At 64.5% G+C, this 25,719-nt stretch carries 26 protein-coding genes; 16 read left to right on the top strand and 10 right to left on the bottom strand.

Annotated elements, in window-relative coordinates:
- Positions 1–79 precede the first annotated feature (79 nt).
- From ABZ677_RS26410 to yhjD, 7 genes are all read left to right on the top strand, one after another.
- Positions 80–1,510, top strand: coding sequence for a DUF4173 domain-containing protein (locus ABZ677_RS26410; RefSeq protein WP_358374769.1), 1,431 nt, complete (start codon positions 80–82; stop codon positions 1,508–1,510).
- A gap of 47 nt (positions 1,511–1,557) precedes the next feature.
- Positions 1,558–1,842: a DUF6412 domain-containing protein gene (locus ABZ677_RS26405; protein WP_094739461.1), complete on the top strand. Its 285-nt coding sequence runs from the start codon at positions 1,558–1,560 to the stop codon at positions 1,840–1,842.
- Positions 1,843–1,904: 62 nt separating this feature from the next.
- Positions 1,905–2,243: a DUF6412 domain-containing protein gene (locus ABZ677_RS26400; protein ID WP_358374766.1), complete on the top strand. Its 339-nt coding sequence runs from the start codon at positions 1,905–1,907 to the stop codon at positions 2,241–2,243.
- Between the two features lie 63 nt (positions 2,244–2,306).
- A complete protein-coding gene (gene yidC, locus ABZ677_RS26395; RefSeq protein WP_358374763.1) occupies positions 2,307–3,227 on the top strand; it encodes a membrane protein insertase YidC in 921 nt (306 codons plus the stop codon).
- 90 nt (positions 3,228–3,317) lie between these two features.
- On the top strand, positions 3,318–4,124 hold the full coding sequence (locus tag ABZ677_RS26390) for an exodeoxyribonuclease III (RefSeq protein ID WP_358374760.1): 807 nt from the start codon (positions 3,318–3,320) through the stop codon (positions 4,122–4,124).
- Between the two features lie 136 nt (positions 4,125–4,260).
- Positions 4,261–5,301 carry a tryptophan--tRNA ligase gene (trpS, locus tag ABZ677_RS26385; protein ID WP_358374757.1) on the top strand — a complete coding sequence of 347 codons (1,041 nt, stop codon included), beginning with the start codon at positions 4,261–4,263 and terminating at the stop codon, positions 5,299–5,301.
- A 114-nt stretch (positions 5,302–5,415) separates the two neighbouring features.
- On the top strand, positions 5,416–6,435 hold the full coding sequence (yhjD, locus tag ABZ677_RS26380) for an inner membrane protein YhjD (protein WP_358374754.1): 1,020 nt from the start codon (positions 5,416–5,418) through the stop codon (positions 6,433–6,435).
- Here the strand turns inward: yhjD and ABZ677_RS26375 are convergent, their stop codons facing one another.
- Complete coding sequence (locus tag ABZ677_RS26375) at positions 6,436–7,746, bottom strand: D-alanyl-D-alanine carboxypeptidase family protein (RefSeq protein WP_358374751.1); 1,311 nt, start codon at positions 7,744–7,746, stop codon at positions 6,436–6,438.
- Positions 7,747–8,000: 254 nt separating this feature from the next.
- On the opposite strand from ABZ677_RS26375, the gene ABZ677_RS26370 reads away from it, so the two are divergent.
- Positions 8,001–8,390 carry a hypothetical protein gene (locus ABZ677_RS26370; protein WP_358374749.1) on the top strand — a complete coding sequence of 130 codons (390 nt, stop codon included), beginning with the start codon at positions 8,001–8,003 and terminating at the stop codon, positions 8,388–8,390.
- Positions 8,391–8,426: 36 nt separating this feature from the next.
- Here the strand turns inward: ABZ677_RS26370 and ABZ677_RS26365 are convergent, their stop codons facing one another.
- Genes ABZ677_RS26365 through ABZ677_RS26355 form a run of 3 tightly spaced genes read right to left on the bottom strand, consistent with a single transcriptional unit; the run spans position 8,427 to position 10,876 of the window.
- Positions 8,427–9,089 carry a response regulator transcription factor gene (locus tag ABZ677_RS26365; RefSeq protein WP_037188159.1) on the bottom strand — a complete coding sequence of 221 codons (663 nt, stop codon included), beginning with the start codon at positions 9,087–9,089 and terminating at the stop codon, positions 8,427–8,429.
- Positions 9,074–10,543 (bottom strand): HAMP domain-containing sensor histidine kinase, encoded by a 1,470-nt coding sequence (locus ABZ677_RS26360; protein WP_358374794.1) that lies wholly within the window; start codon positions 10,541–10,543, stop codon positions 9,074–9,076. Before ABZ677_RS26360 ends, ABZ677_RS26365 begins: the two co-directional genes overlap by 16 nt.
- A 24-nt stretch (positions 10,544–10,567) precedes the next feature.
- Positions 10,568–10,876: a hypothetical protein gene (locus ABZ677_RS26355; RefSeq protein ID WP_094739455.1), complete on the bottom strand. Its 309-nt coding sequence runs from the start codon at positions 10,874–10,876 to the stop codon at positions 10,568–10,570.
- Between the two features lie 215 nt (positions 10,877–11,091).
- Here ABZ677_RS26355 and ABZ677_RS26350 point away from each other — a divergent pair, with 215 nt between their 5' ends.
- From ABZ677_RS26350 to ABZ677_RS26335, 4 genes are all read left to right on the top strand, one after another.
- Positions 11,092–12,096 carry a substrate-binding domain-containing protein gene (locus ABZ677_RS26350; protein ID WP_358374746.1) on the top strand — a complete coding sequence of 335 codons (1,005 nt, stop codon included), beginning with the start codon at positions 11,092–11,094 and terminating at the stop codon, positions 12,094–12,096.
- Positions 12,097–12,125: 29 nt separating this feature from the next.
- On the top strand, positions 12,126–13,184 hold the full coding sequence (locus ABZ677_RS26345; RefSeq protein ID WP_037188152.1) for an ABC transporter permease: 1,059 nt from the start codon (positions 12,126–12,128) through the stop codon (positions 13,182–13,184).
- A gap of 2 nt (positions 13,185–13,186) precedes the next feature.
- The gene (locus ABZ677_RS26340) at positions 13,187–13,969 is read left to right on the top strand and encodes an ATP-binding cassette domain-containing protein (protein ID WP_149405390.1); all 783 of its coding nucleotides are present in this window, start codon (positions 13,187–13,189) and stop codon (positions 13,967–13,969) included.
- Positions 13,970–14,065: 96 nt separating this feature from the next.
- The gene (locus tag ABZ677_RS26335) at positions 14,066–15,271 is read left to right on the top strand and encodes an acyl-CoA dehydrogenase family protein (RefSeq protein ID WP_358374741.1); all 1,206 of its coding nucleotides are present in this window, start codon (positions 14,066–14,068) and stop codon (positions 15,269–15,271) included.
- Between the two features lie 64 nt (positions 15,272–15,335).
- Here ABZ677_RS26335 and ABZ677_RS26330 read toward each other — a convergent pair whose 3' ends face one another.
- Genes ABZ677_RS26330 through sdhC form a run of 4 tightly spaced genes read right to left on the bottom strand, consistent with a single transcriptional unit; the run spans position 15,336 to position 18,750 of the window.
- A complete protein-coding gene (locus tag ABZ677_RS26330) occupies positions 15,336–16,118 on the bottom strand; it encodes a succinate dehydrogenase iron-sulfur subunit (protein ID WP_037188150.1) in 783 nt (260 codons plus the stop codon).
- Position 16,119: 1 nt separating this feature from the next.
- Positions 16,120–17,871 (bottom strand): succinate dehydrogenase flavoprotein subunit, encoded by a 1,752-nt coding sequence (gene sdhA / locus ABZ677_RS26325; RefSeq protein ID WP_037188148.1) that lies wholly within the window; start codon positions 17,869–17,871, stop codon positions 16,120–16,122.
- Between the two features lie 16 nt (positions 17,872–17,887).
- Complete coding sequence (locus ABZ677_RS26320) at positions 17,888–18,340, bottom strand: succinate dehydrogenase hydrophobic membrane anchor subunit (protein ID WP_032397462.1); 453 nt, start codon at positions 18,338–18,340, stop codon at positions 17,888–17,890.
- Complete coding sequence (gene sdhC, locus ABZ677_RS26315; protein WP_082073728.1) at positions 18,340–18,750, bottom strand: succinate dehydrogenase, cytochrome b556 subunit; 411 nt, start codon at positions 18,748–18,750, stop codon at positions 18,340–18,342. Before sdhC ends, ABZ677_RS26320 begins: the two co-directional genes overlap by 1 nt.
- Positions 18,751–19,015: 265 nt before the next feature.
- On the opposite strand from sdhC, the gene ABZ677_RS26310 reads away from it, so the two are divergent.
- Together ABZ677_RS26310 and ABZ677_RS26305 are read left to right on the top strand one after the other, a co-directional pair.
- Entirely contained in the window at positions 19,016–19,429 is a 414-nt protein-coding gene (locus tag ABZ677_RS26310) for a cytidine deaminase (protein WP_358374736.1), read from the top strand.
- On the top strand, positions 19,422–20,705 hold the full coding sequence (locus ABZ677_RS26305) for a thymidine phosphorylase (protein ID WP_094633747.1): 1,284 nt from the start codon (positions 19,422–19,424) through the stop codon (positions 20,703–20,705). The genes ABZ677_RS26310 and ABZ677_RS26305 overlap by 8 nt, the downstream gene beginning before the upstream one ends.
- Before the next feature lie 9 nt (positions 20,706–20,714).
- Here the strand turns inward: ABZ677_RS26305 and ABZ677_RS26300 are convergent, their stop codons facing one another.
- Both ABZ677_RS26300 and ABZ677_RS26295 read right to left on the bottom strand, forming a co-directional pair.
- Positions 20,715–22,082: an aspartate aminotransferase family protein gene (locus ABZ677_RS26300; RefSeq protein ID WP_037188144.1), complete on the bottom strand. Its 1,368-nt coding sequence runs from the start codon at positions 22,080–22,082 to the stop codon at positions 20,715–20,717.
- A complete protein-coding gene (locus ABZ677_RS26295; RefSeq protein WP_037188142.1) occupies positions 22,079–22,543 on the bottom strand; it encodes an Lrp/AsnC family transcriptional regulator in 465 nt (154 codons plus the stop codon). Before ABZ677_RS26295 ends, ABZ677_RS26300 begins: the two co-directional genes overlap by 4 nt.
- A gap of 142 nt (positions 22,544–22,685) precedes the next feature.
- Between ABZ677_RS26295 and ABZ677_RS26290 the strand changes: the two genes are divergently transcribed.
- A complete protein-coding gene (locus tag ABZ677_RS26290) occupies positions 22,686–24,191 on the top strand; it encodes a gamma-aminobutyraldehyde dehydrogenase (protein ID WP_358374731.1) in 1,506 nt (501 codons plus the stop codon).
- Entirely contained in the window at positions 24,188–25,609 is a 1,422-nt protein-coding gene (locus tag ABZ677_RS26285; protein WP_358374729.1) for an FAD-dependent oxidoreductase, read from the top strand. The genes ABZ677_RS26290 and ABZ677_RS26285 overlap by 4 nt, the downstream gene beginning before the upstream one ends.
- Positions 25,610–25,719: the final 110 nt, after the last annotated feature.

The following is a 25,719-nucleotide window of genomic DNA, read 5'->3' as shown; positions in this document are numbered from 1 at the left end:
TCCATCCGAACCGCGACTGCTCGTCCCCGGACTGCAGCCGCCGACCTGTCATGCCCGAAACACAGAAGAGGGAAGAGTCATGAGCACGATCGACATTCCGATTCATCCGAGAACGAAGCACAGGCGCTCTCTCTGGGGGCCGCGCACCTGGCCGGTGCTGCGGTATTCGCAGCCACCTCGTGCGGCGCTGCTCGGGTCCGCTGTTGCCGGACTGATCGGTGCAGTGACGTTGATGGACAACACGTTCGGCGTGCTGATCACCGCCCTGGCCTTCGTGGGTGTTGTGCTCGCAGCCCGCAGTGGCAGGCTCTCGCGGTGGGAGTGGGCCGGCGTGGCAGGAGTGCTGGCATTGGCGAGCGTGTCTGCGCTGCGCGCGGCCGAGTGGATCGTGACGATGTCGACGACGCTCGCCATCGTGGTCGGAGTGGTTGTGCTCTCCCGCGCCTGGACGTGGACGGGAATTGCACTCGGCGCTCTCCTGCCGGTGTTGCTGCCGGTGCGGGTGGCACGGTGGACTCGACGCGGAGCCGGTTCGATCGATCTGGAGGGGCCTCGGCCGGTGCGTATCGGCATGGTGGCCGTCGTGACCGTGGCGCTCTTCGTCGTGTTCGCGGCGTTGTTCGGTGCGGCCGACAAGCGTTTCTCGGATGCCCTGGGCGCGGTGACGCCCGAGTTCGATGCCGCATCGATTCTCGGACGCACCCTCGTCTTCGTGCTCACCGCAGGTGGTGCGCTCGCTGTCTGTTACGTCGCGCTGCATCCGCCTCGGTTCGATCGCCTCGCGCCGTCGCCGCGTCGATCGGTGCAGTTGTGGGAGTGGATGGTTCCCCTCGGGGCGGTGGTGGCCCTGTTCGTCGTGTTCGTGGGGTTCCAGGTGCCGACGCTGTTCGGCGGGCAAGGGCACGTGGTGACCACGGAGGGTCTGACCAATGCCGAATACGCCCGGCAGGGCTTCTGGCAATTGCTCGCAGTGACGGTACTGACACTGCTCGTCATCGCGGTCACGGTCGCGAAGGCTCGACGCGAGGATCGCCGTGATCGAAGTGCATTGCGGGCCCTGCTCGGTGGGCTCTGCCTGCTGTCGTTGGTGATCGTTGCGTCGGCCCTGCATCGAATGTCGTTGTACGAGCAGCAGTACGGCTACACCACCCTCAGGTTGTTCGTCACGGCCGTGGAGTGGTGGCTGGGTTCGGTCTTCGTTCTGCTTCTGGTCTCGGGCGTGCGGATGTCGGGGCGCCGGCTTCCACGAGCAGTAGGCGTCGGTGCGGTTCTGACCGTGCTCACGCTGGCGGCTCTGAACCCGGATGCGTACATCGCACGGCACAACGTCGATCGCTTCGAGCAGACCGGACGTATCGATACGTCCTACGTGGGTGGGTTGTCGGCCGACGCCGACGCCGAGCTCGAGCGACTGCCCAGCTACGTGCGTCCCTGTGTTCAGGCTCGCGGGCCGGTGTTCGTCGGCGATACCTGGCACCTGTGCACGGACCCCTCGGTATCTGTACCCTAAGCAACGACTCGAATCATCGGGTAGGCGTCGGAACGGGGAGGTGCGCGATGAGATACCAGAGCATGGTCGTCACCTCACTGCTCCTCGTGGCGCTGTACCTGACGATGCCGACCGCAACCGCGGACGTGGCCCTGATCCTCGTCGCGGCGCTGGCAACGCTGATGCTGCTCGCACATCGTGTCGATGTGCCGGCACTGCTGCGCCTGCTGCCGAATGCCGGCCCCGCCGCAGAGGAACGCCACCTTCGAGGGTCGTTCCGGCGTCAACATCGCCCGGATGCTCCGGGCCGCCCACAGCCACGTGCACCCGGTGCACTGGTGGGGGCTCTGTAGCTCGAAAGTTCCCCCACGCCTTCGCAACCCGTTGTCCGCGAGGCTGTCCCAAGGAACCGAAGATGCTCGATTCTCGAACCCCTCACCTGGCGATTCGACGCTACGCCGGGACGCTGGTCGGCGTTCTCGCCGTCCTGCTGGTCGTCTTCACCGTCGTCGACGCCCAACCCGCCGCACAGATAGCGATGTTCGGTGCGTTGGTCGCGGCGTCCCTTGTCGTCCTCGGTGCGCCGTCCGACCTGGCAGTGATCGCACCGCTGTCGTCGGATTCCGCAGGCGCGGACGGGCGGCGGCTTCGGGGATCGTTCCGCAGGCAACAGCAACCCGATGCGCCGGGTCGCCCCATGCCCAGAGCACCCGGTCCGGTCCGTGGGCCGGACCGGTGGCTCCAGTTGATCTGAGCCACTGCGAGATCCGGTCGAGACGCCGACCGACCGACTTCTCTCACAGTGAGGTGCTCCACCATGCTCGATTTCGTCTACTATCCCGTCTCCGCGGTGCTGTGGTTCTGGCACAGAGTCTTCGGGTCCGTGCTTGGCCCCGACAACGGCTTCGCCTGGGCCTTGGCGGTGATATTCCTGGTCTTCACACTGCGTGCGCTGCTGATCAAGCCGTTCGTCGGCCAGATTCGTTCCCAGCTCGCCATGAAGAAACTGAAGCCCCAGCTCGAGGCAGTACAGAGGAAGTACTCCGGGGACCGTGCTCGGCAAGCAACCGAAATGCGGAAGTTGCAGCAGGAACACGGTTTCAACCCCTTGATGGGGTGCCTGCCCCTGCTGGCCCAGGGCCCGGTCTTCATCGGTCTGCTGCACGTGCTGCGCTCGTTCAACCGAACCGGTACCGGATTCGGTCATCTCGGTATGACTGCTCAGGAAAATGCGAACACCGCGAACTACGTCTTCAGCGCTGCCGATGTGCAGTCCTTCCTCGACGCACGACTCTTCGGTGCGCCGATCTCCGCTGCCGTCAACAGCTCTCGGGAAGTGCTCGAGGCATTCGGTCCGTTCGGGGGAGTGCCGTCGGTGTGGAGCATCGCGTTCGTTGAGGTTCCGTTGATGATCGTTGCGGCGGTGGCGACTCATCTGAACTCGCGGGCGTCCGTCGCCCGGCAGGACGCAGCGGCGCTCGCAAACCCGCAGACCGCGATCATGAACAAGCTCGTGCTCTGGGTGTTCCCGGCAGGCGTGCTCGTCGGCGGCCCGGTGTTGCCGGTCGCGGTGTTGCTGTACTGGGTGAGCAACAACATGTGGACCTACGTCCAACAGCACATCGTCTACCGACGCATCGATCGTGAACCGGTGGTGGTGCCGGAGGTGACGTCGGTGGTCACCGCGCCGAAACCCGGGGCGAAGCCGAGGCGTCGACAGCAGGCCGGGCAGGAATGACCCCGGGCAGCGGGAGTGGAGCCTGCAGGAACGACCCCAGGTAAGCAGCCCGTCCGCGCTCTGTCGGTGGGCTCCGCTACCGTCGTCGGCGTGCCGATCACTGTTTCCACTGTCAACGTCAACGGAATTCGCGCAGCTGTTCGCAAGGGCATGCTGCCGTGGCTCGAGGCCACCGATGCCGACGTCATCTGCCTGCAGGAAACCCGCGCCAACGACGGGGAGCTGACCAAGGCGCTGGCCCCGGCCCTCGATGCGGGCTGGCACCTGGCCTCGGCCGAGCCGTCCGCGAAGGGACGCAACGGGGTGGCCTTGCTGTCGAAGGCGGCTCCCGATGCGATTCGTACCGGCATCGGGGCCGTCGAGTTCGCCGATGCAGGTCGGTACATCGAGGGCGATTTCGGCGATATCACCGTCGCGAGCCTGTATCTGCCATCGGGCGAGGTGGGTACCGAGCGGCAGGACGAGAAGGAACGCTTCATGGCGGCGTTCGCGAAGTATCTGGCCAAGACGGCAAAGGCCGCTGAGTCCGACGATCGGGACGTGGTGGTGTGCGGCGATTGGAACATCGCCCATACCGAGGCCGATCTCAAGGCATGGAAGACCAACCGCAAGAACTCCGGCTTCCTGCCCGAGGAACGCGAGTGGGTGACGCGGTTGCTCGCCGGGAAGGCTCCCTGGACCGACGTCGTACGGGCACTGCACCCGGGCGTCGAAGGTCCGTACAGCTGGTGGTCGTACCGCGGCAAGGCCTTCGACAACGACGCCGGCTGGCGAATCGACTATCAGCTGGCCACGAGTGATCTGGCCGAGCGCGCCAAGGAAGCGAGCACCGAGCGGGCCGAGGCGTACGACCAGCGATGGTCCGATCACGCGCCGGTGACTGTGCGCTACCGCTAGAGCGGAGCCTGCGGAGTGACCCGTGTTCCGGTGCGGAGCCTGCGGAGTGACCCGTGTTCCGGTGCGGAGCCTGCGGAGTGACCCGTGTTGGCTAGGCAGGGAGTTGGCGTCGATGGGGTCGTGAAAAGATTGCGGTATGTCTTCTTCCGACTCCATCGACACTCCGCAGGGTCCGCGTCGGCGGGTGCTCTCCGGCATCCAACCCACTGCCGATTCGTTCCATCTCGGTAACTACCTGGGTGCGGTGCGGAACTGGGTGGAGTTGCAGGACGAGTTCGACGCGTTCTATTTCATCCCGGACCTGCATGCGATCACCGTTCCACAGGACCCGAAGGAACTGCGCCGCCGCACCCGAGTGGCCGCTGCGCAGTTGCTCGCGGTGGGAATCGATCCGGAGAAGTCGACGCTGTTCGTTCAGAGTCAGGTACCCGAGCATGCGCAGTTGGCGTGGGTTCTGAACTGCATCACCGGATTCGGCGAAGCGGCGCGGATGACTCAGTTCAAGGACAAGTCGGCCAAGCAGGGACGCGATCACACCAGCGTCGGACTGTTCACCTACCCGATTCTGCAGGCCGCCGACATCTTGCTCTATCGGCCGAATCTGGTTCCCGTGGGCGAGGATCAGCGGCAACACCTGGAGTTGACTCGTGATCTGGCGCAGCGTTTCAACACGCGGTTCAAGAAGACGTTCGTCGTGCCCGATGCGCACATCATCAAGGGCACCGCGAAGATCTTCGATCTGCAGGATCCCACCGCGAAGATGAGCAAGTCCTCGTCGAATCCGGCGGGCATCGTCAACATTCTCGACGATCCGAAGGTGTCGGCGAAGAAGATTCGTTCGGCAGTGACGGACAACGAACGCGACATCGTGTTCGATCCGGAGAACAAGGCGGGCGTCAGCAATCTTCTGGTGATTCAGTCCGCGCTGTCAGGCGCGAGTATCGACGATCTCGTTGCCGGCTACGCGGGTAAGGGATACGGCGACCTCAAGTCCGACACGGCCGACGTTCTGACCGAGTTCGTCGTTCCACTGCGGGAGCGGATGGACGGGTTCATGGCCGATGTGGCCGAACTCGACCGCATCCTCGCGGCCGGTGCGGATCGAGCCAGGGAAGTGGCGAGTCGAACGCTCGCTCAGGTCTACGACAGGGTGGGTTTCCTGTCGCCGGGTGCATAGCATCTACGGCACACCGAGTTTGGGCGTGCTGCATTTCGGCAAAGAGTAGTTCGAGGCGCAGCACCGTGGCGACACGATCCGACAGCAGGCGACGACAGCGAGAAGGTGAGTGCCATGCCCGATTTCAAGGCGATCCTCGACGACCGGCGCGAACGGTGGCCGTGGCTCGATCACACTGTTGTTGCTGCGCAGCGGTATCAGGGTCAGAAGGGCGACTACTACGCCGCAGGCATGACGTACTTCAGTGTGCTGGCCCTGTTCCCACTGCTGATGGTCGCGTTCGCGATCGCCGGGTTCGTGCTGGTGAATCAGCCCGAGTGGCTTGCCGAGATCCAGTCGCAGATTGCCGAGAACGTGCCCGGCAGCTTCGGTGAGACCATCAATTCGCTGATTCAGACGGCCATCGATTCTCGGACGAGCGTCGGCATCATCGGTCTGCTCGGTGCCCTGTATGCCGGTCTCGGTTGGATCGCGAACCTACGCGAGGCACTGACCGCCATGTGGGAGAGCCAGCACGAGCAGGGTGGTTTTCTTGCCACCAAGGCCAAGGATTTCGCCGCGCTGCTCGGGCTGGGGACCGCGCTGGTGCTGTCGTTGGCGTTGTCGGCGCTGGCCGGAGGTGACCTGATGCGCAGCATTCTGGAGTGGGCCAATCTCGATTCCATCCCAGGAGTGGGCGTCGCGCTGCGCGTCTTCTCGATTCTCCTTGCGCTTGCGGGCACCTGGGCGTTGTTCACCTGGGTGATCTCGAGGCTGCCGCGCGAGCCGGTGTCGTGGCGCAGCGCAGCCAAAGGTGCGCTGCTCGCTGCCGTCGGGTTCGAGATCTTCAAGCAGCTCGGTGCCCTCTACCTGGCATCGGTGACGAGCGGGCCCGCGGGCGTGGTCTTCGGTCCCATCATCGGCCTGCTGGTGTTCGTGTTCACGACGTCACGGCTGGTGCTGTTCTCCACGTCGTTCGCTGCGACGACACGCGAAAGCTTGGCCGAAGCGCATGTTCCGGCGCCGGAGCCGGCAGTGATCAACACGAGGGTCGAGGTCAGCGAAGGACCTGGCGTGACGGGCGGTCTGGCGCTGGTGGGTGCCGGTGCCCTCGCAGCTCTCGGCGTCGCGGGATTGCGCAACCGGCGTCGCTGATCAGCGGTTGCGCGAAAGCCGCCGAGCTCCCCACAGCAGCCCGATCACCACGATCGCACCGATGACACCTATCGCGATGCGAACGACGGTGTCGCCCTGTGCCTGCATCTCGGACTGGCGGGAGCTCGACCCCGACGCCGATGCGGGTGGCTGGGCGAGAGTCGGCGTGGCCTCGGGCGCACGTGTGCTCGTCACCGCGGACGTCGACTGCGGCTCCACGAGTTCGCCTATGCCGCGGCTCGAATCGAGAGCGAACCCGTAGTCCAACAGGCGCGCCGCTTGCTCCCAGGGCCGGATCGGCAGCACGTCGCCCTTCATGATCGTCACGACGAGACGTCGACCGCCCCGCTCTGCTCCTGCGACGAATGTCTGTCGAGCATCGTCGGTGTACCCGGTCTTGCCTCCGAGTGCGCCCTCGTAGTTGTAGAGCAGCTGATTGTCGTTGGAGAGGGTGAACCCGGGCCGGTCTTGGTCGTCCGGGATCGTGGGGTCCTTCGGGTAGCCGGGAAACTGAACGTTCTCGGTCGAAATCAGTTGTGCGAAGGTCGGATCACGCATGGCCGCGCGGTAGATCAACGCCAGGTCGTAGGCAGAGCTCGCCATGCCAGGACCGTCGAGACCCGACGGCGTGGCGGTGCGCGTATCGAGCGCACCCAGTTCTGCGGCCTTGGCATTCATCTTGTCCACGGTGGCCGCGTCGCCGCCCAACTGCCTGGACAACGCATGCGCTGCATCGTTTCCCGACGCCATCACCAGGCCCTGCATCAATTGGAGATTGGTGTAGACACCGTTCTCTCCGATGCCGACGGCACTGCCCTCTGCATCGGCGTCCTCTGCGGTCGCGGTGATCCGGTCGTTCAAGTTCAGCTCGTCGAGGGCGACGATCGCAAGCAGCACCTTGATCGTGCTCGCCGGCCGATGTCGCCCGTGCGGATCCTTGGCGGCCAGAACGGAGCCGGAGTCCATGTCGGCCACCACGAACCCGGTTGCCGAGATATCCGCAGGTAACGGGGGAGCCCCGTCCGGCAGCACCGCTCCACACTCGGCGAGCCGATCACCGCCGACGGCCTCGGCGGGAATCGGGAGTGGTTGCGGGGCAGTGCTTCCAGGTTCCGGTACCTCGGACAGGTCGATCGCCGGGGGAGGAGACGCGGCGTACGGGCAGCTGTCGGTGTCGGGCGTCGTGAACGGCGGTGTCGTCGTCACCGCCGGTGGCTCGCCGGCGGGTTGCGCCAGAGCCGGTCCACAGCCCATGCCGACGAGAACCATCGACACTGCCGACACGGCCACACACACTCGAATCCTTTTCATCGCGAATCACCATAGGCGCTCAGGGGTCGGGTGACGTGGCGACCCACCGGCGAGGGTCGCCCGAACGACCGCTCCGGATCTTGTCCCGACACCGTCACCGACAACGGCCGAATGTCGATCTCGCGTCGCCGCACTTGCCCGTCGCCAGTATGAGAACTCGCTCATGTTGTGCTCCTTCGCTTCTCACGTTCGACAGCGATCGTTGAGTCATCACCGAAACGGTGGCCCACAGAACCCGGATCGAAGGAGCAGCCATGAGAATGCCAGGAAAGTTCATGATCGTCGGTGCAGCAGCCGTTGTCGTCACCCTCGGAAGCGTCGGCGCACTCGCTATCGCCGACGACGGCCCCACCCAGCAGCGGCCGTCCTCGATCTCGGTGGAACAGCCTCTGTCGGAATCGGATTCGGCTCCGACCCCGCCGGCAGCTCCCCAACAGCCCGCGCCGACCCAGATCCCGAACGACCGCTACGACGACGATTGGGATGATCGCAACGACGATCTGGACGACCGCAACGACGACCGGTACGACGATCTCGACGACCGCAACGACGATCTCGACGACCGCGACGACGACTGGGACGATCTGGACGACGACAACGACGATCTGGACGACGACAACGACGATCACGACTGGGACGACTGACACTCCAGCAGTGGCGTCGGCACCGGCCGACGCCACTCATGTCTCGGCGAGTCGGTATCCCATTCCGCGGACTGTCTCGATTCGGGCGGCACCGAACTTCGCCCGAAGGTAGCGGACGTAGACGTCGACGACATTGGAGCCCGGGTCGAAGTCGTATCCCCACACCTGTGACAGGAGTTGCTCTCGCGAGAGGACCTGGCCGGGGTGGCGCATGAAGGTCTCGGCCAGGGCGAACTCTCGTGCCGACAGGTCGACGGTGCGGTCTCCCACCACAGCTCGCCGGGTACGCAGGTCGAGGGTGAGGTCGGCGACCGCGAGCTGTGTGGTGTCGACGGTTCGTTTGGTGCCCAGGCGAACTCGGATGCGCGCCAGCAGTTCCTCGAAGCGGAACGGCTTGGCCATGTAGTCGTCGGCACCGGTTTCGAGACCGGACACCACGTCCTGGACGCTGTCGCGTGCGGTCAACACGATCACCGGTATCTCGCACTGCTCTCCGCGCAGTCGCTGCAGTACCTCGAAGCCGTCCATGATCGGCAACCCGATGTCGAGTACCACCAGATCGAAGTCGCCGCTGCGCGCGTGTTCGTACGCGGATCTGCCGTCGGAGACGGTCGTCGTGCTGAAACCGCTCGCTCGCAGTCCCTTGTGCACGAACGAGGCGATGCGGGGTTCGTCTTCGGCGATCAGGATGCGGGCCATGGTCGATCCTTCTGCGGGGGAGGGGAATCGGTCAGTGGAATCGCGATGGTGAACGTGGCCCCGTGTCCCGGTGCGCTGCCGACACTGACCCGTCCACGGTGGGCCTGTGCGATGGCGGTGACGATGGACAAGCCGAGACCTGCGCCCTCGGTGCGTCTGGTTCCGTTGCGACCGCGGGCGAAGCGCTCGAAGATTCGTTCCTGTTCGTCGCGCTCGATTCCAGGGCCCGAGTCGGTGACCCAGAACCGGATGTCACCGTCGGACAGTTGGGATCCGATGCCGACGCGACTGCCGGGCGTCGTGTGGTGAGTTGCGTTGTCCGCCAGTGCCAGCAACGCCTGAGTCAGTCGTTGTGCGTCGAGCGGTGCGTGGACGGTTGCGCTCGCCTCGAGCACCCACTCCCGGTCGGCGAGGGTGGTCACCTTGTCGAACACGCTTCGGGTGAGCGCGTCGACATCGGTGACCACAGGGGTGACGAAGCTCGTCTGGTCGGCCCGGGTGAGCAGCAACAGGTCGGCTACGAGCCGGTTCATCCGATCGAGTTCGTCGTCGACCAGCGCAACGGTATCGCGAACGTCGGCGGGGTCGTCGTGGTCGAGCACATCGAGATGACCTCGGACGATGGTGATGGGAGTGCGGAGCTCGTGGCCTGCGTCGTCGAGGAATCTGCGCTGACTGGCCGCACCCGACTCGATTCGGTCGAGCATCGAGTTCAGTGTGTCGATCAGGGCTCCGATGTCGTCGCCTCGACCCGTTGTTCTGGCATCGGTGATTCGGCCGGACAGGTCGGTCTCGGTGATCGTTCTGGCGGTGGCGGTGATGTGTCTGATCGGAGACATGATGCGGCCCGCGACCAACCACGCCCCGACCGCCGCCAGCACCGAGGTGACGCCGCCGACGACGAGCATCAGGGTCGCGGTCTCGTCGGCGGAGGCGCGTTCCTGGTCGGCGAAGTAGGCGGCGACCACGACCCCGGTCACCGGGTCGCCCGCCAGGGAGACCGGCACCGCGAGGTACACCACTTCACCTGCCGCGCTCGAATACGAACCCTCGACGGGCGCGGTGACGGTACCCACCTCGGCGGTGAAGCCGTTGTCGTCGGACAGTCGCACCGGTGCCTGCTGCCTGCTCTGCACGGCGAAGGCACCGTCCACGTAGCCCAGGAACTTCTCGTTGGGGCGGGCGAGGTTGTAGGTGATCACCACGCGGAGCACGTCGTTGATGTCGTCGAACGGTGCGCCGGTTCCCGGGTCGACGCCCGCGTCGGTGAGGGTCGTGAACTCGGCGATCTCGGTGCGCAGCGATTCGCGCATGCGATTGTCGGTCGCGCGGATCATGAGCAGCCAGGTGGTGACGGTGACGGCCGCCAGAGATGCCAGCACCAGCAGGAGCACCCACGAGAAGATGCGGCTCCTGGCGCTCGTCGGGCGTAGGGCGAGCAGTCGCGTCCGCATCACGTGGTCGGTCTCGCAGCAAGGTCAGTCGTCGTCATCGTCATCCCAGTCGTCGTCGAAGTCATCGTCCCAGTCGGCAGGCGGTAGCGGAGGCGGGGGCACGAATCCGTCCGGTGCCACCGGTTGTGGCGCGGGGGTGGGCGTGGGTTCACTCGGTCCAGGTAGAGGGGGAACGGGTTGTGGGGTACCCGGGGCGGATTGCACGGGTGCGGCGGGTGCAACGATGGGTGCGGGCAACGGGGTCTGCTCGCCCGTCGATCGAGTCGTCAGCAATGCGGTGACGAGCACGGCGAGCGTGAGCAGTCCCAGGGCCGAGACGATGATGGTTCGCACACGGCCGAGTCTGACGACGGTGGATTGTGGCCACGTGAATCGGAGATGAGAGTTCTCTCATGTCGTCCGAGGTTCGGTGGTGCACACCCCGGTTCTGTTGTGTGACGAATAATCGTCGAAGATGCGTGACGGGTACCGATCGTTTCTTACAGTGATCAGGTCGGCGGCTCGGATTCGTCGGTGTTCGAGAGCCGGTTGTTGGAAAGGGAAGTGCAATGAGGTTTCGGCAAAGACGCGGGCCGATCGCGGTCGGCGCGGTCTGTGCGGTCGCAGCACTGACTGTCGCGGCCTGTTCGAGCACCGGTGGGGCTCCTCGATCGTCCGACGACGGAAGCAACGCGGGAGTCGCCGACACTCCGTCGGCGACGATCGCGATGATCACGCACGAGGTTCCCGGCGATACCTTCTGGGATCTGGTCCGCAAGGGTGCCGAGGCCGCCGCGGCCAAGGACAACATCGAACTGCGCTACTCCGCAGATCCCGAGGCACCCAACCAGGCCAACCTCGTCCAGAGTGCGATCGACTCGAAGGTCGACGGAATCGCGGTCACTCTGGCCAAGCCCGACGCGATGGCCTCCGCAGTCGAGACGGCAAGCGCCGCAGGCATTCCGGTCGTCGCGTTCAATTCCGGCTACGACTCCTGGAAGGACATGGGAGTCCAGCAGTACTTCGGCCAGGACGAGACCATCGCCGGACAGGCTGCTGGAGCGCGCCTCACCGAGGACGGTGCTCGCAAGACGCTGTGCATCATCCAGGAGCAGGGCGCGGTGGCACTCGAGGCTCGCTGCGCCGGCGTCAGGCAAGGCTTCACCGGAGGCACCACCGAGATCCTCAACGTCAACAGCAAGGACATGCCGTCCGTGGAGTCGACCATCACGGCCAAGCTGCAGCAGGATCCGACGATCGACCACATCATCGCCCTCGCCGCTCCGATCGCTCTGACTGCGGTGCAGTCCAAGACCAATGCGGGCAGCGACGCCACGATCGTCACGTTCGACACCAACGCAGCACTCGTCGATGCGATCGAGTCTGGCGACGTGGCGTGGGCCATCGATCAGCAGCCGTATCTGCAGGGTTACCTGGCCATCGACTCGTTGTGGCTCTACCTCAACAACGGCAACACGATCGGTGGAGGTACACCGGTGCTGACCGGGCCCGCGTTCATCGATTCGACCAACATCGACGCGGTCGCCGAATACGCCCGTAACGGCACGCGCTGAGTGCGTCGCTCCGGCGCGGAAGGAAATTCATGTCCACACAGGCCGATCCGGCCCTGTCCGAACACACCGTGATCGCAGACGAGCGGGTCAAGAAGCAGAAACCGTTGCAGCGATTGCTGATTCGACCGGAGGTCGGTGCCCTGTTCGGCGCGGTCGCCATCTTCGTCTTCTTCTGCATCGTGGCACCGCCGTTTCGATCGCCCGAGGCTCTGGCCACCGTGCTGTACGCATCCTCGACCATCGGCATCATGGCGATCGGTGTCTCCCTGTTGATGATCGGCGGAGAATTCGACCTCTCCACCGGGGTTGCGGTGACGTTCTCCTCGATCATGGCCTCCATGCTGGCCTACAACCTGCACCTGAACGTCTGGGCGGGCTCTGCATTGGCGCTGGTGTTGGCACTTGCGGTCGGTTTCCTCAACGGATACCTGGTGATGACGACGAAGATTCCGTCGTTCCTGATCACATTGGCGTCGTTCCTGATGCTCACCGGTATCAATCTCGCCGTCACCAAGCTCGTCACCGGCCAGGTCGCCACCCCGTCCATCTCGGACATGGAGGGATTCGACTCGGCCAAGGCCTTCTTCTCGTCCTCGTTCTCGCTGCTGGGTGTCTCGGTCCGTATCACCGTCGTGTGGTGGATCGTGTTCACGCTCGCCGCGACCTGGGTGCTGATGAAGACCCGGACCGGCAACTGGATCTTCGCAGTCGGCGGAAACCAGGAATCGGCGCGTGCGGTCGGCGTCCCGGTCACCCGGGTCAAGATCGGCCTGTTCATGTTCGTCGGCTTCTGCGCCTGGTTCGTCGGCATGCATCTGCTGTTCGCGTTCGACACGGTCCAGTCCGGCCAGGGCGTGGGCAACGAATTCCTCTACATCATCGCCGCCGTCATCGGTGGATGCCTGCTGACCGGTGGATACGGTACGGCTGTCGGTGCTTTCATCGGAGCGTTCATCTTCGGCATGACCAACCAGGGCATCGTCTATGCCGGCTGGAACCCGGACTGGTTCAAGTTCTTCCTCGGCGCGATGCTGCTGTTCGCAGTGATCGCGAACAGTTCCTTCCGCAACTACGCGGCGAAAAGGTGACCATGACGTCCTCTGCGAACACGCCCCTCATCGAGCTGAAAGGCGTCGGCAAGAGCTACGGCAACATCATCGCGCTGCACGGGATAGACCTCCGCGTCGGTGCCGGTGAGGTCACCTGCGTTCTCGGTGACAACGGCGCAGGCAAGTCCACTCTGATCAAGATCATGTCCGGTCTGCATCGGCAGTCGGAGGGGGAACTGCTCGTCGATGGCAAGGCGACGACGTTCGGTTCGCCGAAGCAGGCGGTGGAACAGGGTATCTCCACGGTCTACCAGGACCTCGCGGTCGTCTCCCTGATGCCGGTGTGGCGCAACTTCTTCCTCGGCCAGGAACTGCGCAAGGGCACGATCTTCAAGACCCTCGACACCCATGCCATGCGCGCGACGACCATCGACGAACTCCGCAAGATGGGTATCGATCTGCCGGACGTCGATGCCCCCATCGGCTCGCTGTCCGGTGGCCAACGTCAGTGCGTGGCCATCGCTCGCGCCATCTTCTTCGGTGCCCGGGTGCTCATTCTCGACGAGCCGACCGCCGCTCTCGGCGTCAAGCAGTCCGGCATGGTTCTCCGGTACATCTCGGCGGCCAGGGAGAAGGGCTTCGGCGTCGTGTTCATCACCCACAATCCGCATCACGCGTACATGGTCGGAGATCACTTCGTTCTCCTCGATCGTGGACGTCAGACGTTGGACTGTGCGCACCACGACATCTCGATCGACGACCTCACCAAGGAAATGGCGGGCGGCGACGAACTGGCGACCCTCTCCGACGAACTGCGCCGCTGACCGGCGAAGGCCGCGGTGCATGCGTGAGAATCGGGCGCGGCGGGTAGAAGATCGGTAGCGGTGCCCGATGAAAGGTGCCAGACGAAGGAGCCGAACATGAGCGAGCACGAGCCCCTCGGACCACTGTCGCCGGACTTTCTCGAATCCGATTTCTACGGGTATCAGAGCATGCTCGACGAGGCCGAGACCGAGGTGGTCCTGCGTACCCGCCGGTTCCTGCAGGAGGAGGTCGCGCCGCGGGCGAACGAATTCTGGGAGAAGGCCACCTCGCCGGTGCACCTGATGCCGAAAATCGCCCAGCTCGAGATCGCTGGTCTCGGCTACGCGTTCGACGATCGCAAGGCCTCCCGCAAGCTGCTCACCGGCTGGCTCGAGATGGAGTTCGCGCGGGTCGATCCGTCCACCGGAACGATGTTCAGCGTGCACAGTTCGCTGGCGATGAGCAGTATCTCCATTCTCGGCTCCGAGGAGCAGCGCGAGCGGTGGTTGCCCGCCATGCGCCGGATGGAGACGATCGGCGCGTTCGGACTGTCCGAACCGCACGGTGGCTCCGACGTCGCAGGCGGACTCGAGACCACCGCTCGACTCGACGGAGATCACTGGATCCTCAACGGCAGCAAGCGCTGGATCGGCAACGCTACCTTTGCAGACCTGACCATCGTGTTCGCCAAGGACGAGGCCGATGGCGAGGTCAAGGGCTTTGTGGTCGAAAAGCATTTCGAGGGATTCCGGGCCGAGAAGATCGAGGGCAAGTACTCCCTGCGCGCGGTGGAGAATGCGGACGTCCACCTCGAGAACTGCCGAGTCCCGGTCGCCAACAAGCTCGCCGACGCCAACTCGTTCGCCGATACCGCGAAGGTGCTCCGCTTGACCCGTGGGGGAGTGGCGTTTCAGGCCGTGGGCGTGATGATGGGCGCGTACGAGCGGGCCGTGACGTACGCGCGCGAACGCGAACAGTTCGGATCTCCTATCGCGTCGTTCCAGCTCATCTCCGACCTGATCGCACGCATGACGGCGAACATCACCGCCTCGCTCGGCATGGCGATTCGTGTCTCTCGGCTGCAGGACAACGGCGTCCACTACGACGAGCATGCGGCGCTCGCGAAGACGTTCTGTACGACGCGGTTGCGCGAAGTGGTGAGTTGGGCCCGAGAAATTATGGGCGGCAACGGAATTCTGATCGAGCACGACGTCATCAGGTTCTTCGCCGACGCCGAGGCGCTGTATTCCTACGAGGGCACCGCGCAGATCAACAACCTGATCGTCGGCCGTGGTGTGACCGGCTTCAGCGCGTTCGTCTGAGACCGGAAACGGAAAGCGCCCCTTCGCATATGCGAAGGGGCGCTTTCCGTTGTGGATGTGCCTGCTAGCGAGCGAAGAGCAACGCGCGCTTGACTTCCTGAATCGCCTTGGTCACCTGGATGCCGCGGGGGCATGCGTCGGTGCAGTTGAAGGTGGTGCGGCAACGCCACACACCCTCGACGTCGTTGAGGATGTCCAGGCGTTCGGTTGCACCCTCGTCACGGCTGTCGAAGATGAACCGGTGTGCGTTCACGATCGCAGCGGGGCCGAAGTAGCTGCCGTCGCTCCAGAACACGGGGCACGAGGTGGTGCAGCACGCGCACAGGATGCACTTGGTGGTGTCGTCGAACCGGGCGCGGTCCGCTGCGGACTGGATCCGCTCGCGGGTCGGCTCGTTGCCCGTCGTCATGAGGAACGGCTTCACGGCGCGGAACGCGTCGAAGAAGGGCTCCATGTCGACGATGAGGTCCTTCTCCACCGGCAGACCCTTGATGGGCTCGATGGTGATGTTCAGCGTCTTCGACGAGTCCTTGGGGAGCATGTCGCGCATGAGCACCTTGCAGGCGAGACGGTTCACGCCGTTGATGCGCATCGCGTCGCTGCCGCAGACACCGTGTGCGCACGAGCGGCGGAACGTCAGTGTGCCGTCCAGGTAGCCCTTCACGTACAGCAGGAGGTTGAGCAGACGGTCGGTGGCCAGGGTGGGGACCTGGAAGGTGTCCCAGCGCTGACCGTCACCGTTCTCGGGGTTGAAGCGCGCGATCTTGAGGTTGACCATCACCGCGCCCTCGGGGACGGGCGGCAGATCGGACTCGTTGGACTTCTTGTCCAGTGTTGGTGCGCTCATATCAGTACTTCCGCTCCATCGGCTCGTAGCGGGTTTGGATTACCGGCTTGTAATCCAAGCGGATATCGGTCAGCAGACCTTCGCCCTCTTTGTAGGCCATGGTGTGCTTCATGTACTCGGCGTCGTTGCGCTCGGGGTAGTCCTCGCGAGCGTGTCCGCCGCGCGATTCCTTCCGGTTGAGTGCGCCGACGACCGTGACCTCCGCCATTTCGAGCAGGAAGCCGAGTTCGATGGCCTCGAGCAGGTCGCTGTTGTAGCGCTTGCCCTTGTCCTCGACGGTGATCTTGTTGTAGCGCTCCTTGAGGGCGCGAACATCCTTGAGCGCCGTCTCGAGACGTTCCTCCGTACGGAACACCGATGCGTTGTTGTCCATCGACTGCTGCATCTCGGTACGGATGTCGGCTGCGCGCTCGTGACCGTGGTCGGACAGGATCAACTCCAGCCAGTCCTGCACCATCTTCGCCGGCTCCTCGGGGAGCGGGGTGAAGTCGACCGAGTTCGCGTACTCGGCCGCCGCGATGCCGGCACGACGTCCGAAGACGTTGATGTCGAGCAGCGAGTTGGTGCCGAGACGGTTGGCTCCGTGCACGGAGACGCAGGCGCATTCGCCGGCCGCGTACAGGCCGGGGACGATGTCCTCGTTGTTGCGCAGAACCTCGCCACGGATCTTGGTGGGGATACCGCCCATCACGTAGTGGCACGTCGGGTAGACGGGCACCGGTTCCTTGACGGGGTCGACGCCGAGGTACGTGCGGGAGAACTCCATGATGTCCGGGAGCTTCTCGTCCAGAACTTCCTCGGGAATGTGCGTGACGTCGATGTAGACGTAGTCCTTGTTCGGGCCGCCACCGCGTCCTTCGAGCACCTCGAGCACCATCGAGCGCGCGACGATGTCGCGGGGCGCGAGGTCCTTGATGGTCGGTGCGTAGCGCTCCATGAAGCGTTCACCCGACTCGTTGCGCAGGATGCCGCCCTCGCCACGCACGGCCTCGGAGATGAGGATGCCGAGGCCTGCGAGACCTGTCGGGTGGAACTGGTGGAACTCCATGTCCTCCAAGGGAAGACCCTTGCGGAACACGATGCTCATGCCGTCACCGGTGAGGGTGTGGGCATTGGAGGTGGTCTTGTAGATCCGGCCCGAGCCTCCGGTGGCGAAGATGATCGACTTCGCGTGGAAGATGTGCAGCTCGCCGGTGGACAGCTCGTAGGCGATGATTCCGGTCGCGACAGGACCGTCGTCGGTCTCGGTCAGACACAGATCCAGTGCGTAGAACTCGTTGTAGAACTCGACGTCGTGCTTGACGCAGTTCTGGTAGAGCGTCTGCAGGATCATGTGGCCGGTGCGGTCGGCCGCGTAGCACGCACGACGCACAGGAGCTTTGCCGTGATCGCGGGTGTGGCCGCCGAAGCGCCGCTGATCGATCTTGCCCTCGGGCGTCCGGTTGAACGGAAGACCCATCTTCTCGAGGTCGAGAACTGCGTCGATGGCTTCCTTGGCCATGATCTCCACGGCGTCCTGGTCGGCGAGGTAGTCGCCGCCCTTGACGGTGTCGAACGTGTGCCACTCCCAGTTGTCTTCCTCGACGTTGGCCAAAGCGGCACACATGCCGCCCTGAGCCGCGCCCGTGTGCGAGCGCGTGGGGTAGAGCTTGGTCAGTACGGCTGTGCGAGCACGGGGTCCGGCCTCGATCGCAGCACGCATACCGGCACCGCCTGCGCCGACGATCAGTACGTCGTAACGATGTTCCTGCATGTAAGCGTCAGTGTCCTTAGCTCGCCGTGATGTTGGGATCGAACGTGAAGATGACGTAGGTGCCGACGCCCATGATGAGGATCATCGACAGCACCAGCAGCGTGGTCAGCCAGAATCGCGTCGAGTCCTTGCGGGAGTAGTCCGCGATGATCGTCCGCAGGCCGTTGCCGCCGTGCAGCTGCGCCAGCCACAGCATCGTCAGGTCCCAGAACTGCCAGAACGGGCTGGCCCAGCGGCCGGCGACGAATGCGAAGTTTATGCGGTGCACACCGTCGTCGAGCATCAGCATGATGAACATGTGGCCCAGGACGAGCACGACGAGTGCCAGGCCGGAGAAGCGCATGAACAGCCATGCGTAGAGCTCGAAGTTGCCCTTGCTCTGGCGCCGCGGTGAACGCGGGTTGGCCAAGCTGGCCGGACGGTCGTAGTTCGTGCCGAGGACCTTCGCCTCGGGACCCTGCGTCGACATCAGTGACCACCCGCCGTGAACATGTTGTAGAAGATTCGTCCCGCGCCGGGGATCATGACGACGAGCCAGACGACTGCGATCGCCCACAGCATCGGCTTCTGGTACTGCGGTCCCTTGGACCAGAAATCGATCAGCATCACGCGGATGCCGTTCAACGCGTGGTACAGCACTGCCGCGACGAGACCGATTTCCATCAGACCGACGAGCGGGGTCTTGTAGGTCTCGATGATGGCGTCGTACGTCTCGGGGTTGACCCGGACCATCGCCGTGTCGAGGACGTGGACGAACAAGAAGAAGAACGTCAACACGCCAGTGATGCGGTGCAGAACCCAGGACCACATGCCCGGATCCCCGCGGTACAGGGACCGCTTGCGCTCCTTGACCGGAGCGACTTCCGTCGTGCTACTCATCGAGTGCAATGCCTCCAACGTCGTTGGTGGACGCATCGAGCCCCGGTGGTCGGTCTTGCCTGGCTCGATTTGTCGCGATTCGGCCCTAGTGCTGGTTGTACTAGCCGCTTACTCGAAACTGTAAACCCATTCGAAACACGGAACTAATTCGACTCGAGGTTCGTACGGTGCCGAAATCCGGTGTTAGGTTTGCCTTCCCAATTGATGCACGCACTTTCGGGCGGATCTCTGCATCAATTCAGACGCCGTGATTGGATGGTTCACCATGGACAAAATCGACTGGAAGACGTTGCGCGACAATGCTCATGAGGCCATGGGTCGTGCCTATGCCCCGTACTCGAACTTTCCGGTCGGTGCAGCAGCTCTGGTGGACGACAATCGGATAGTCACCGGGTGCAATGTGGAAAATGTCTCATACGGTTTGGGGCTGTGCGCGGAGTGCGGGTTGGTGTCGAACTTGCACTCGACCGGCGGCGGCAGACTCGTGGCCTTTTCGTGCTGCGATTCCAGGCGTGAAATTCTGATGCCGTGCGGGCGATGCCGACAGCTGCTGTACGAGTTCGGCGGCCCGGATCTGCTCGTCGACACCGTCTCGGGACCGGCTCGACTGGCAGAGTTGCTCCCGAACGCTTTCGGCCCCGACAACCTCGACGAAGGACGCGTGAACAACCATGCCTGACGCCGTATCCATCATCAGTGCCAAGCGCGACGGACGCGTTCTCGACGACGAGCAGATCGAATGGGTGATCGCCGAGTTCACCCGCGGATCCGTCGCGCCGGAACAGATGTCGGCTCTCGCGATGGCCGTTCTGTGGCGCGGATTGTCGCGTCGCGAGCTCGGTACGTGGACGAACGCGATGATCGCGTCGGGCACACGAATGGACTTCTCGGCGCTGCCGCTGCCCACCGTCGACAAGCACTCGACCGGCGGTGTCGGAGACAAGATCACGCTGCCGCTGGCTCCGCTCGTCGCCGCCTGCGGGGCCGCGGTGCCGCAGCTGTCGGGTCGAGGACTCGGGCACACCGGCGGAACACTCGACAAGCTCGAGTCCATCCCCGGATGGCGAGCGGATCTGAGCGGCGAGGAGATGCATCGCATCCTGGCCGATCCTGCGATCGGTGCCGTCGTATGTGCTGCCGGTGCCGATCTGGCTCCGGCCGACAAGAAGCTCTATGCACTGCGCGACGTGACCGGAACGGTCGAGTCGATACCGCTGATCGCCAGCTCGATCATGAGCAAGAAGATCGCCGAGGGCACCGGGGCGCTCGTGTTGGATGTGAAGGTCGGTGCCGGTGCGTTCATGAAGAACGTCGACGACGCACGTGAACTGGCCACCGCGATGGTCGAACTCGGAACCGATGCGGGCGTACGCACTCTGGCGGTCCTCACGGCGATGGACACCCCCCTCGGACTGACCGCAGGCAACGCGCTGGAGGTTCAGGAATCGGTCGAGGTCCTTGCCGGAGGTGGCCCGGCCGACATCGTCGAGCTGACGATCACGCTTGCGCGCACGATGCTCGCCGCTGCCGGGATCGAGGGGATCGATCCGGCCGACAAGCTGGCCGACGGTTCGGCCATGGACCGGTGGCGAACGATGATCGCCGCGCAGGGCGGCGATCCCGATGCCGCACTACCCGTCGCCCGCGAGAGCCAGGAATTCACTGCTACGCACGACGGCGTCGTGACCGGACTGGACGCGATGGGCGTCGGACTGGCGGCGTGGCGGCTGGGGGCAGGCCGAGAACGTCAGGGTGAGCCGGTGCAGAGCGCAGCCGGGGTGCGGCTGCACGCCAAGCCCGGCGATCGGGTGCGGGCCGGGGATCGGCTCGCAACCCTGTACACCGACACCCCCGAGCGTTTCGAGTACGCGCAACAGGCACTCGAATCCAGCTGGGAGATAGGGGCCACGGCCACGCAGCCGAGGCCCCTCGTGATCGACCGCATCGGGCTGTAGCGAGACCGGTCAGATCAGGTTGCCCGCCTCGGTCAGCACGCTGCGCAGGATCTGCTCCATCTCGTCGAACTCCTTCTGACCGCAGATCAGCGGCGGAGCCAGCTGCACCACCGGGTCACCACGGTCGTCGGCGCGGCAGTACAGGCCTGCGTCGAACAGGGCCGTGGACAGGAAGCCGCGAAGGATGCGTTCGGCTTCGGCGTCGCTGAACGTCTCCTTCGTGGTCTTGTCCTTGACCAACTCGATGCCGTAGAAGAATCCCTCGCCGCGCACGTCTCCGACGATCGGCAGGTCGTGCAGCTTCTCGAGCGTTGCACGGAACGCCGGTGCGTTGTCTGCAACGTGCGCGTTGATGCCCTCGCGCTCGAAGATGTCGAGATTGGCCATGGCAACGGCGGCGGAGACGGGGTGGCCACCGAAGGTGTATCCGTGCGCGAAGCTCGAGGTGCCGTCGTCGAACGGCTCGAAGAGCTTGTCGGAGGCGATCATTGCGCCGATGGGCGAGTAGCCCGAGGTCATTCCCTTCGCGCAGGTGATGATGTCGGGTACGTAGCCGAAGTCGCTGCAGGCGAACATCGACCCGATGCGGCCGAACGCGCAGATGACTTCGTCGGACACGAGCAGAACGTCGTAGCGGTCGCAGATCTCACGGACGCGCTCGAAGTATCCGGGCGGGGGAGGAAAGCACCCGCCGGCATTCTGAACCGGCTCGAGGAACACCGCGGCAACCGTGTCGGGGCCTTCGAACTCGATGGCCTCGGCGATGCGATCCGCAGCCCAGATTCCGAACGCCTTCGGATCGGTGTCCAGGGGAGCAGGGGCGCGGTAGATGTTGGTGTTCGGCACCCGGAACGCACCCGGTGTCAACGGCTCGAACGGTTCCTTGAGCGCCGGAATTCCGGTGATGGCGAGCGCGCCCTGCGGGGTGCCGTGGTAGGCGATGGACCGCGAGATCACCTTGTGCTTGCCGGGCTTGCCGACCTTCTTGAAGTACTGCTTGGCGAGCTTCCATGCGCTCTCGACGGCCTCGCCGCCGCCGGTGGTGAAGAAGACGCGATTGAGATCGCCCGGGGCGTACCCGGCGAGCCGCTCGGCGAGCTCGATCGCAGGTTCGGTGACGTACGACCACAGGGGGAAGAACGCCAACTCCTTGGCCTGCTTGGCGGCGGCCTCGGCCAGTTCCTCGCGTCCGTGGCCCACCTGCACCACGAACAGCCCCGAGAGACCGTCGATGTAGCTCTTGCCGTTCGAGTCCCAGATGGTCGAGCCCTCACCGCGGGTGATGATCGGGGGTGTGACCCCTGCGCCGTGGCGGGTGAAGTGGCCCCACAGATGCTTGGCTGCGGAAGCGTCGAGTTCGGATGTCGTTCGCGTCATCGTGTTCCCCAATTGTATTGCTGCTTGACGAGTTTCAGATAGACCAGCGTTTCGGTGCTGGTGACACCGTCCAGGCTGCGGATCTGTTTGTTCAGGATCTGTAGGAGTTGTTCGTCGTCCTCGCACACCACTTCCACGACGACGTCGAACGACCCTGCGGTGAGGACGACGTAGTCGATCGCATCGATCGCCGACAGTTCCTCGGACAGTGCATGACTGTCACCGGTGCATTTGATGCCGATCATGGCCTGCCGCTTGAACCCCACCTGCACCGGATCGGTCACCGCGACGATCTGCATGACGCCGGAGTCCGTCAGGCGCTGAACTCGTTGACGCACAGCTGCTTCCGAGAGTCCGACGGCTTTGCCGATGGCAGCGTACGAGCGACGCCCGTCCTCCTGGAGTTGCTCGATGATCGCCTTGGAGACGTCGTCGAGTGCGATGGGTGGTTGCTCGGGCATGGACCGATCTTGTCACTGTCGTGGCCGTGAACACAACCCGTCGACGATGAAAAGCGTGTCAATTGTGGTTTCAGACGACAGAATCAGTTGTCGAAAGGCTGGAAACAGAGAGAATCCGTGGGTCCGACGGTACTCTGCAGGCATGGCGAACATTCCTGGTTGTTGGATCGACGGACGCGCGGTCGACGGTAGTGGTGATCGGTACGAGGTCGACGATCCCGCGACCGGAGCTGTCGTCGCCGAGGTCGGTCTGGCGACCGCCGAAGACGTCGATTCGGCTCTCGCGCATGCCCGATCGGCCTTTCCCTCGTGGTCCAGCGCCACCCCCGCACACCGCAGCGCTGTGTTGCTGGAACTGGCGCGTCTCGTTGCGGCCGACGCGGAGAACTTCGTATCCGAGGAGGTGGCGCAGACCGGTAAATCGACAAGGTTGGCAATGGAATTCGACGTTCCGGGGAGCGTGGACAACATCGAGTTCTTCGCCGGAGCTGCGCGGCACCTGGACGGTAAGGCTGCTGCGGAGTACTCGGGTGAGCACACCTCCGCCATTCGGCGTGACGCCGTCGGAGTGGTCGGTTCGATCACGCCGTGGAACTATCCGCTGCAGATGGCGGTGTGGAAGGCGATACCGGCGTTGGCGGCCGGGTGTTCCATCGTGCTCAAACCCAGTGAACTCACGCCGCTGACCACGTTGCGGTTGGCGCGGTTGGCCACCGAGGCAGGCGTGCCCGACGGGGTGTTCAACGTCGTCACCGGAACCGGTCTCGACGCCGGAGTCGCGCTGTCCTCCCATGCAGGACTGGACCTGATGACCTTCACCGGCTCCACTCCCGTCGGCAGGCGCGTCATGGCGCAGGCCGCCGCGCACGGAACTCGGGTGCAGCTCGAGCTCGGCGGCAAGGCACCGCTGGTGGTCTTCGACGACGCGGATCTCGATGCCGCCGTGCACGGTGCCGTCGCCGGATCGTTGATCAACGGCGGCCAGGACTGCACGGCAGCCACCCGCGCCATCGTCGCAGAATCCCTGTACGAGGACTTCGTCGCCGGAGTCGCCGAGTTGATGGGTCGCGTCGTCGTGGGAGACCCGACGGATCCGGCAACCGACATGGGTTCGTTGATCTCCGTCGCGCATCGAGATCGTGTGGCGGCGATGGTGGATCGGGCTCGCGACGCGGGGGCCAGGGTGGTGACCGGAGGCCGTGCCCCGGAGGGCCGGGGTGCGTTCTATCCGCCGACCCTGATCGCCGATGTCGGTGAGCAGGACGAGATCTATCGCGACGAGGTGTTCGGTCCGGTGCTCACGGTGTCCAAGCATCACGGCGACGACGATGCGATCCGGCGCGCCAACGACACTGCGTTCGGACTCGCCGCATCCGCGTGGACCCGAGACCTGTACCGCGCGGGCCGAGCGACGCGGGAGATCGCCGCCGGCTGTGTGTGGATCAACGACCACATCCCGATCATCAGCGAGATGCCACACGGCGGATTCGGGGCCTCGGGCTTCGGAAAGGACATGTCCAGCTACTCGCTCGACGAGTACCTCACCGTCAAGCACGTCATGACCGACATCACCGGTGTGGCTCGAAAGCCCTGGCACCGAACGGTATTTGCCTCGACCGGCCCCGAAGCGCAGGAGGACGCCCGATGAGCGCATCATGGGCAACCGAACCCACCGACCGCGGCGTGGCGATGGTGGCGGGCGCGGCACCGGAGTCCTACTGGCTCGATCGTCCCGAACGCCCGGCACCGCGGACACGGCACACCGGTTCGGCTGCAGCGGATCTGGTGATCATCGGCGGCGGATTCACCGGACTGTGGGCGGCTCTGCAGGCGGCAGAAGAGAACCCGAACCGATCGATCGTGCTGCTAGAAGGCGACCGCATCGCCGAGGGCGCAACCGGACGCAACGGCGGCTTCTGTGCGGCCAGCCTGACGCACGGACTGGGCAACGGACTCGACCGCTACGCCGACGAACTACCCGAGCTGCTGCGGATGGGCACCGAGACGCTCGACGCGATCTGCGCGACTGCGGAGAAGTACGGGATCGACGCCGACATCGAGCGCACCGGCGAGCTCGACATCGCCAATTTCGACTGGCAGGTGAACGACCTGCGGGAGCTCGGTGACGAGGGTGTGCGCCTGTCGCAGGCGATGGAATACCTCGACGCCGCTGCAGTGCAGTCCAGGATCACCTCACCGATGGCGCGCGGTGCACTGTTCGACCCCGATGTCGCGATGATCGACCCCGCGAAACTCGCCTGGGGCCTGGCCGACGCGGCCGAATTGCTCGGCGTTCGCATTCACGAGAACACTCGGGCGCTGTCGATCGACAAGTCCCGCAACGGTATTCGAGTGAAGACGGGCTACGGAACCATCGAGGCCGCCAAGGTGCTGCTGGCCACGTCGGCGTCGAAATCGTTGCGCCGCAAACTCCGTCACTGGATCGTCCCGGTGTGGGACTACGTGATCATGACCGAACCACTGACGTCGGCGCAGCTCGCCGACATCGGCTGGTCCGGCCGCGAAGGATTGGCCGACTCCGGCAACCGATTCCACTACTTCCGGTTGACGGCGGACAACCGCATCCTGTTCGGCGGGTGGGATGCGCACTACTTCTACGGTAGCGACACCGACCCACGCCGAACCCAACATCCCGAAGAGTTCGCATTGCTCGCCGAACACTTGCTGCAGATGTTCCCGAGCCTCGAAGGAATTCGCGCCACCCATGCCTGGGGCGGATCGATCGACACGTGCTCGCGGTTCAGCGCCTTCTGGGATCTCGGCATGAACGGACGGGTGGCCTCGGTGGCCGGGTTCACCGGCCTCGGCGTCGGCGCGTCGCACTTCGGGGCCCGCACCGCGCTCGATCTTCTCGACGGCAAGGACACCGAACGAACACGCCTGAAGATGGTGCGCAGCATGCCGCTGCCGTTCCCGCCCGAGCCCCTCAAGTCGATCGGAATCAACATCACCCGCGCGGCATTCGCCCGAGCCGACCGTAACGGCGGAAAACGAGGCATGTGGCTCAAGGGCATGGACGCGCTCGGTCTCGGCTTCGACAGCTGAGGTGCCAAGGGCAGTGGTGCGGTCGAGCTCGGGCTGCGCGTACCACTTGTAGTCTTCGCGGGGAGCGATGATGTCGAAGTCATTTTGGTTTCGAGAAAATTGGTTGGCGA

This window comes from Rhodococcus sp. NPDC006774 (genome assembly GCF_040636045.1).
Lineage (GTDB): Bacteria > Actinomycetota > Actinomycetes > Mycobacteriales > Mycobacteriaceae > Rhodococcoides.
The sequence above is the reverse complement of the archived record's forward strand: the minus strand, read 5'-3'. Positions and strand labels throughout refer to the sequence as shown.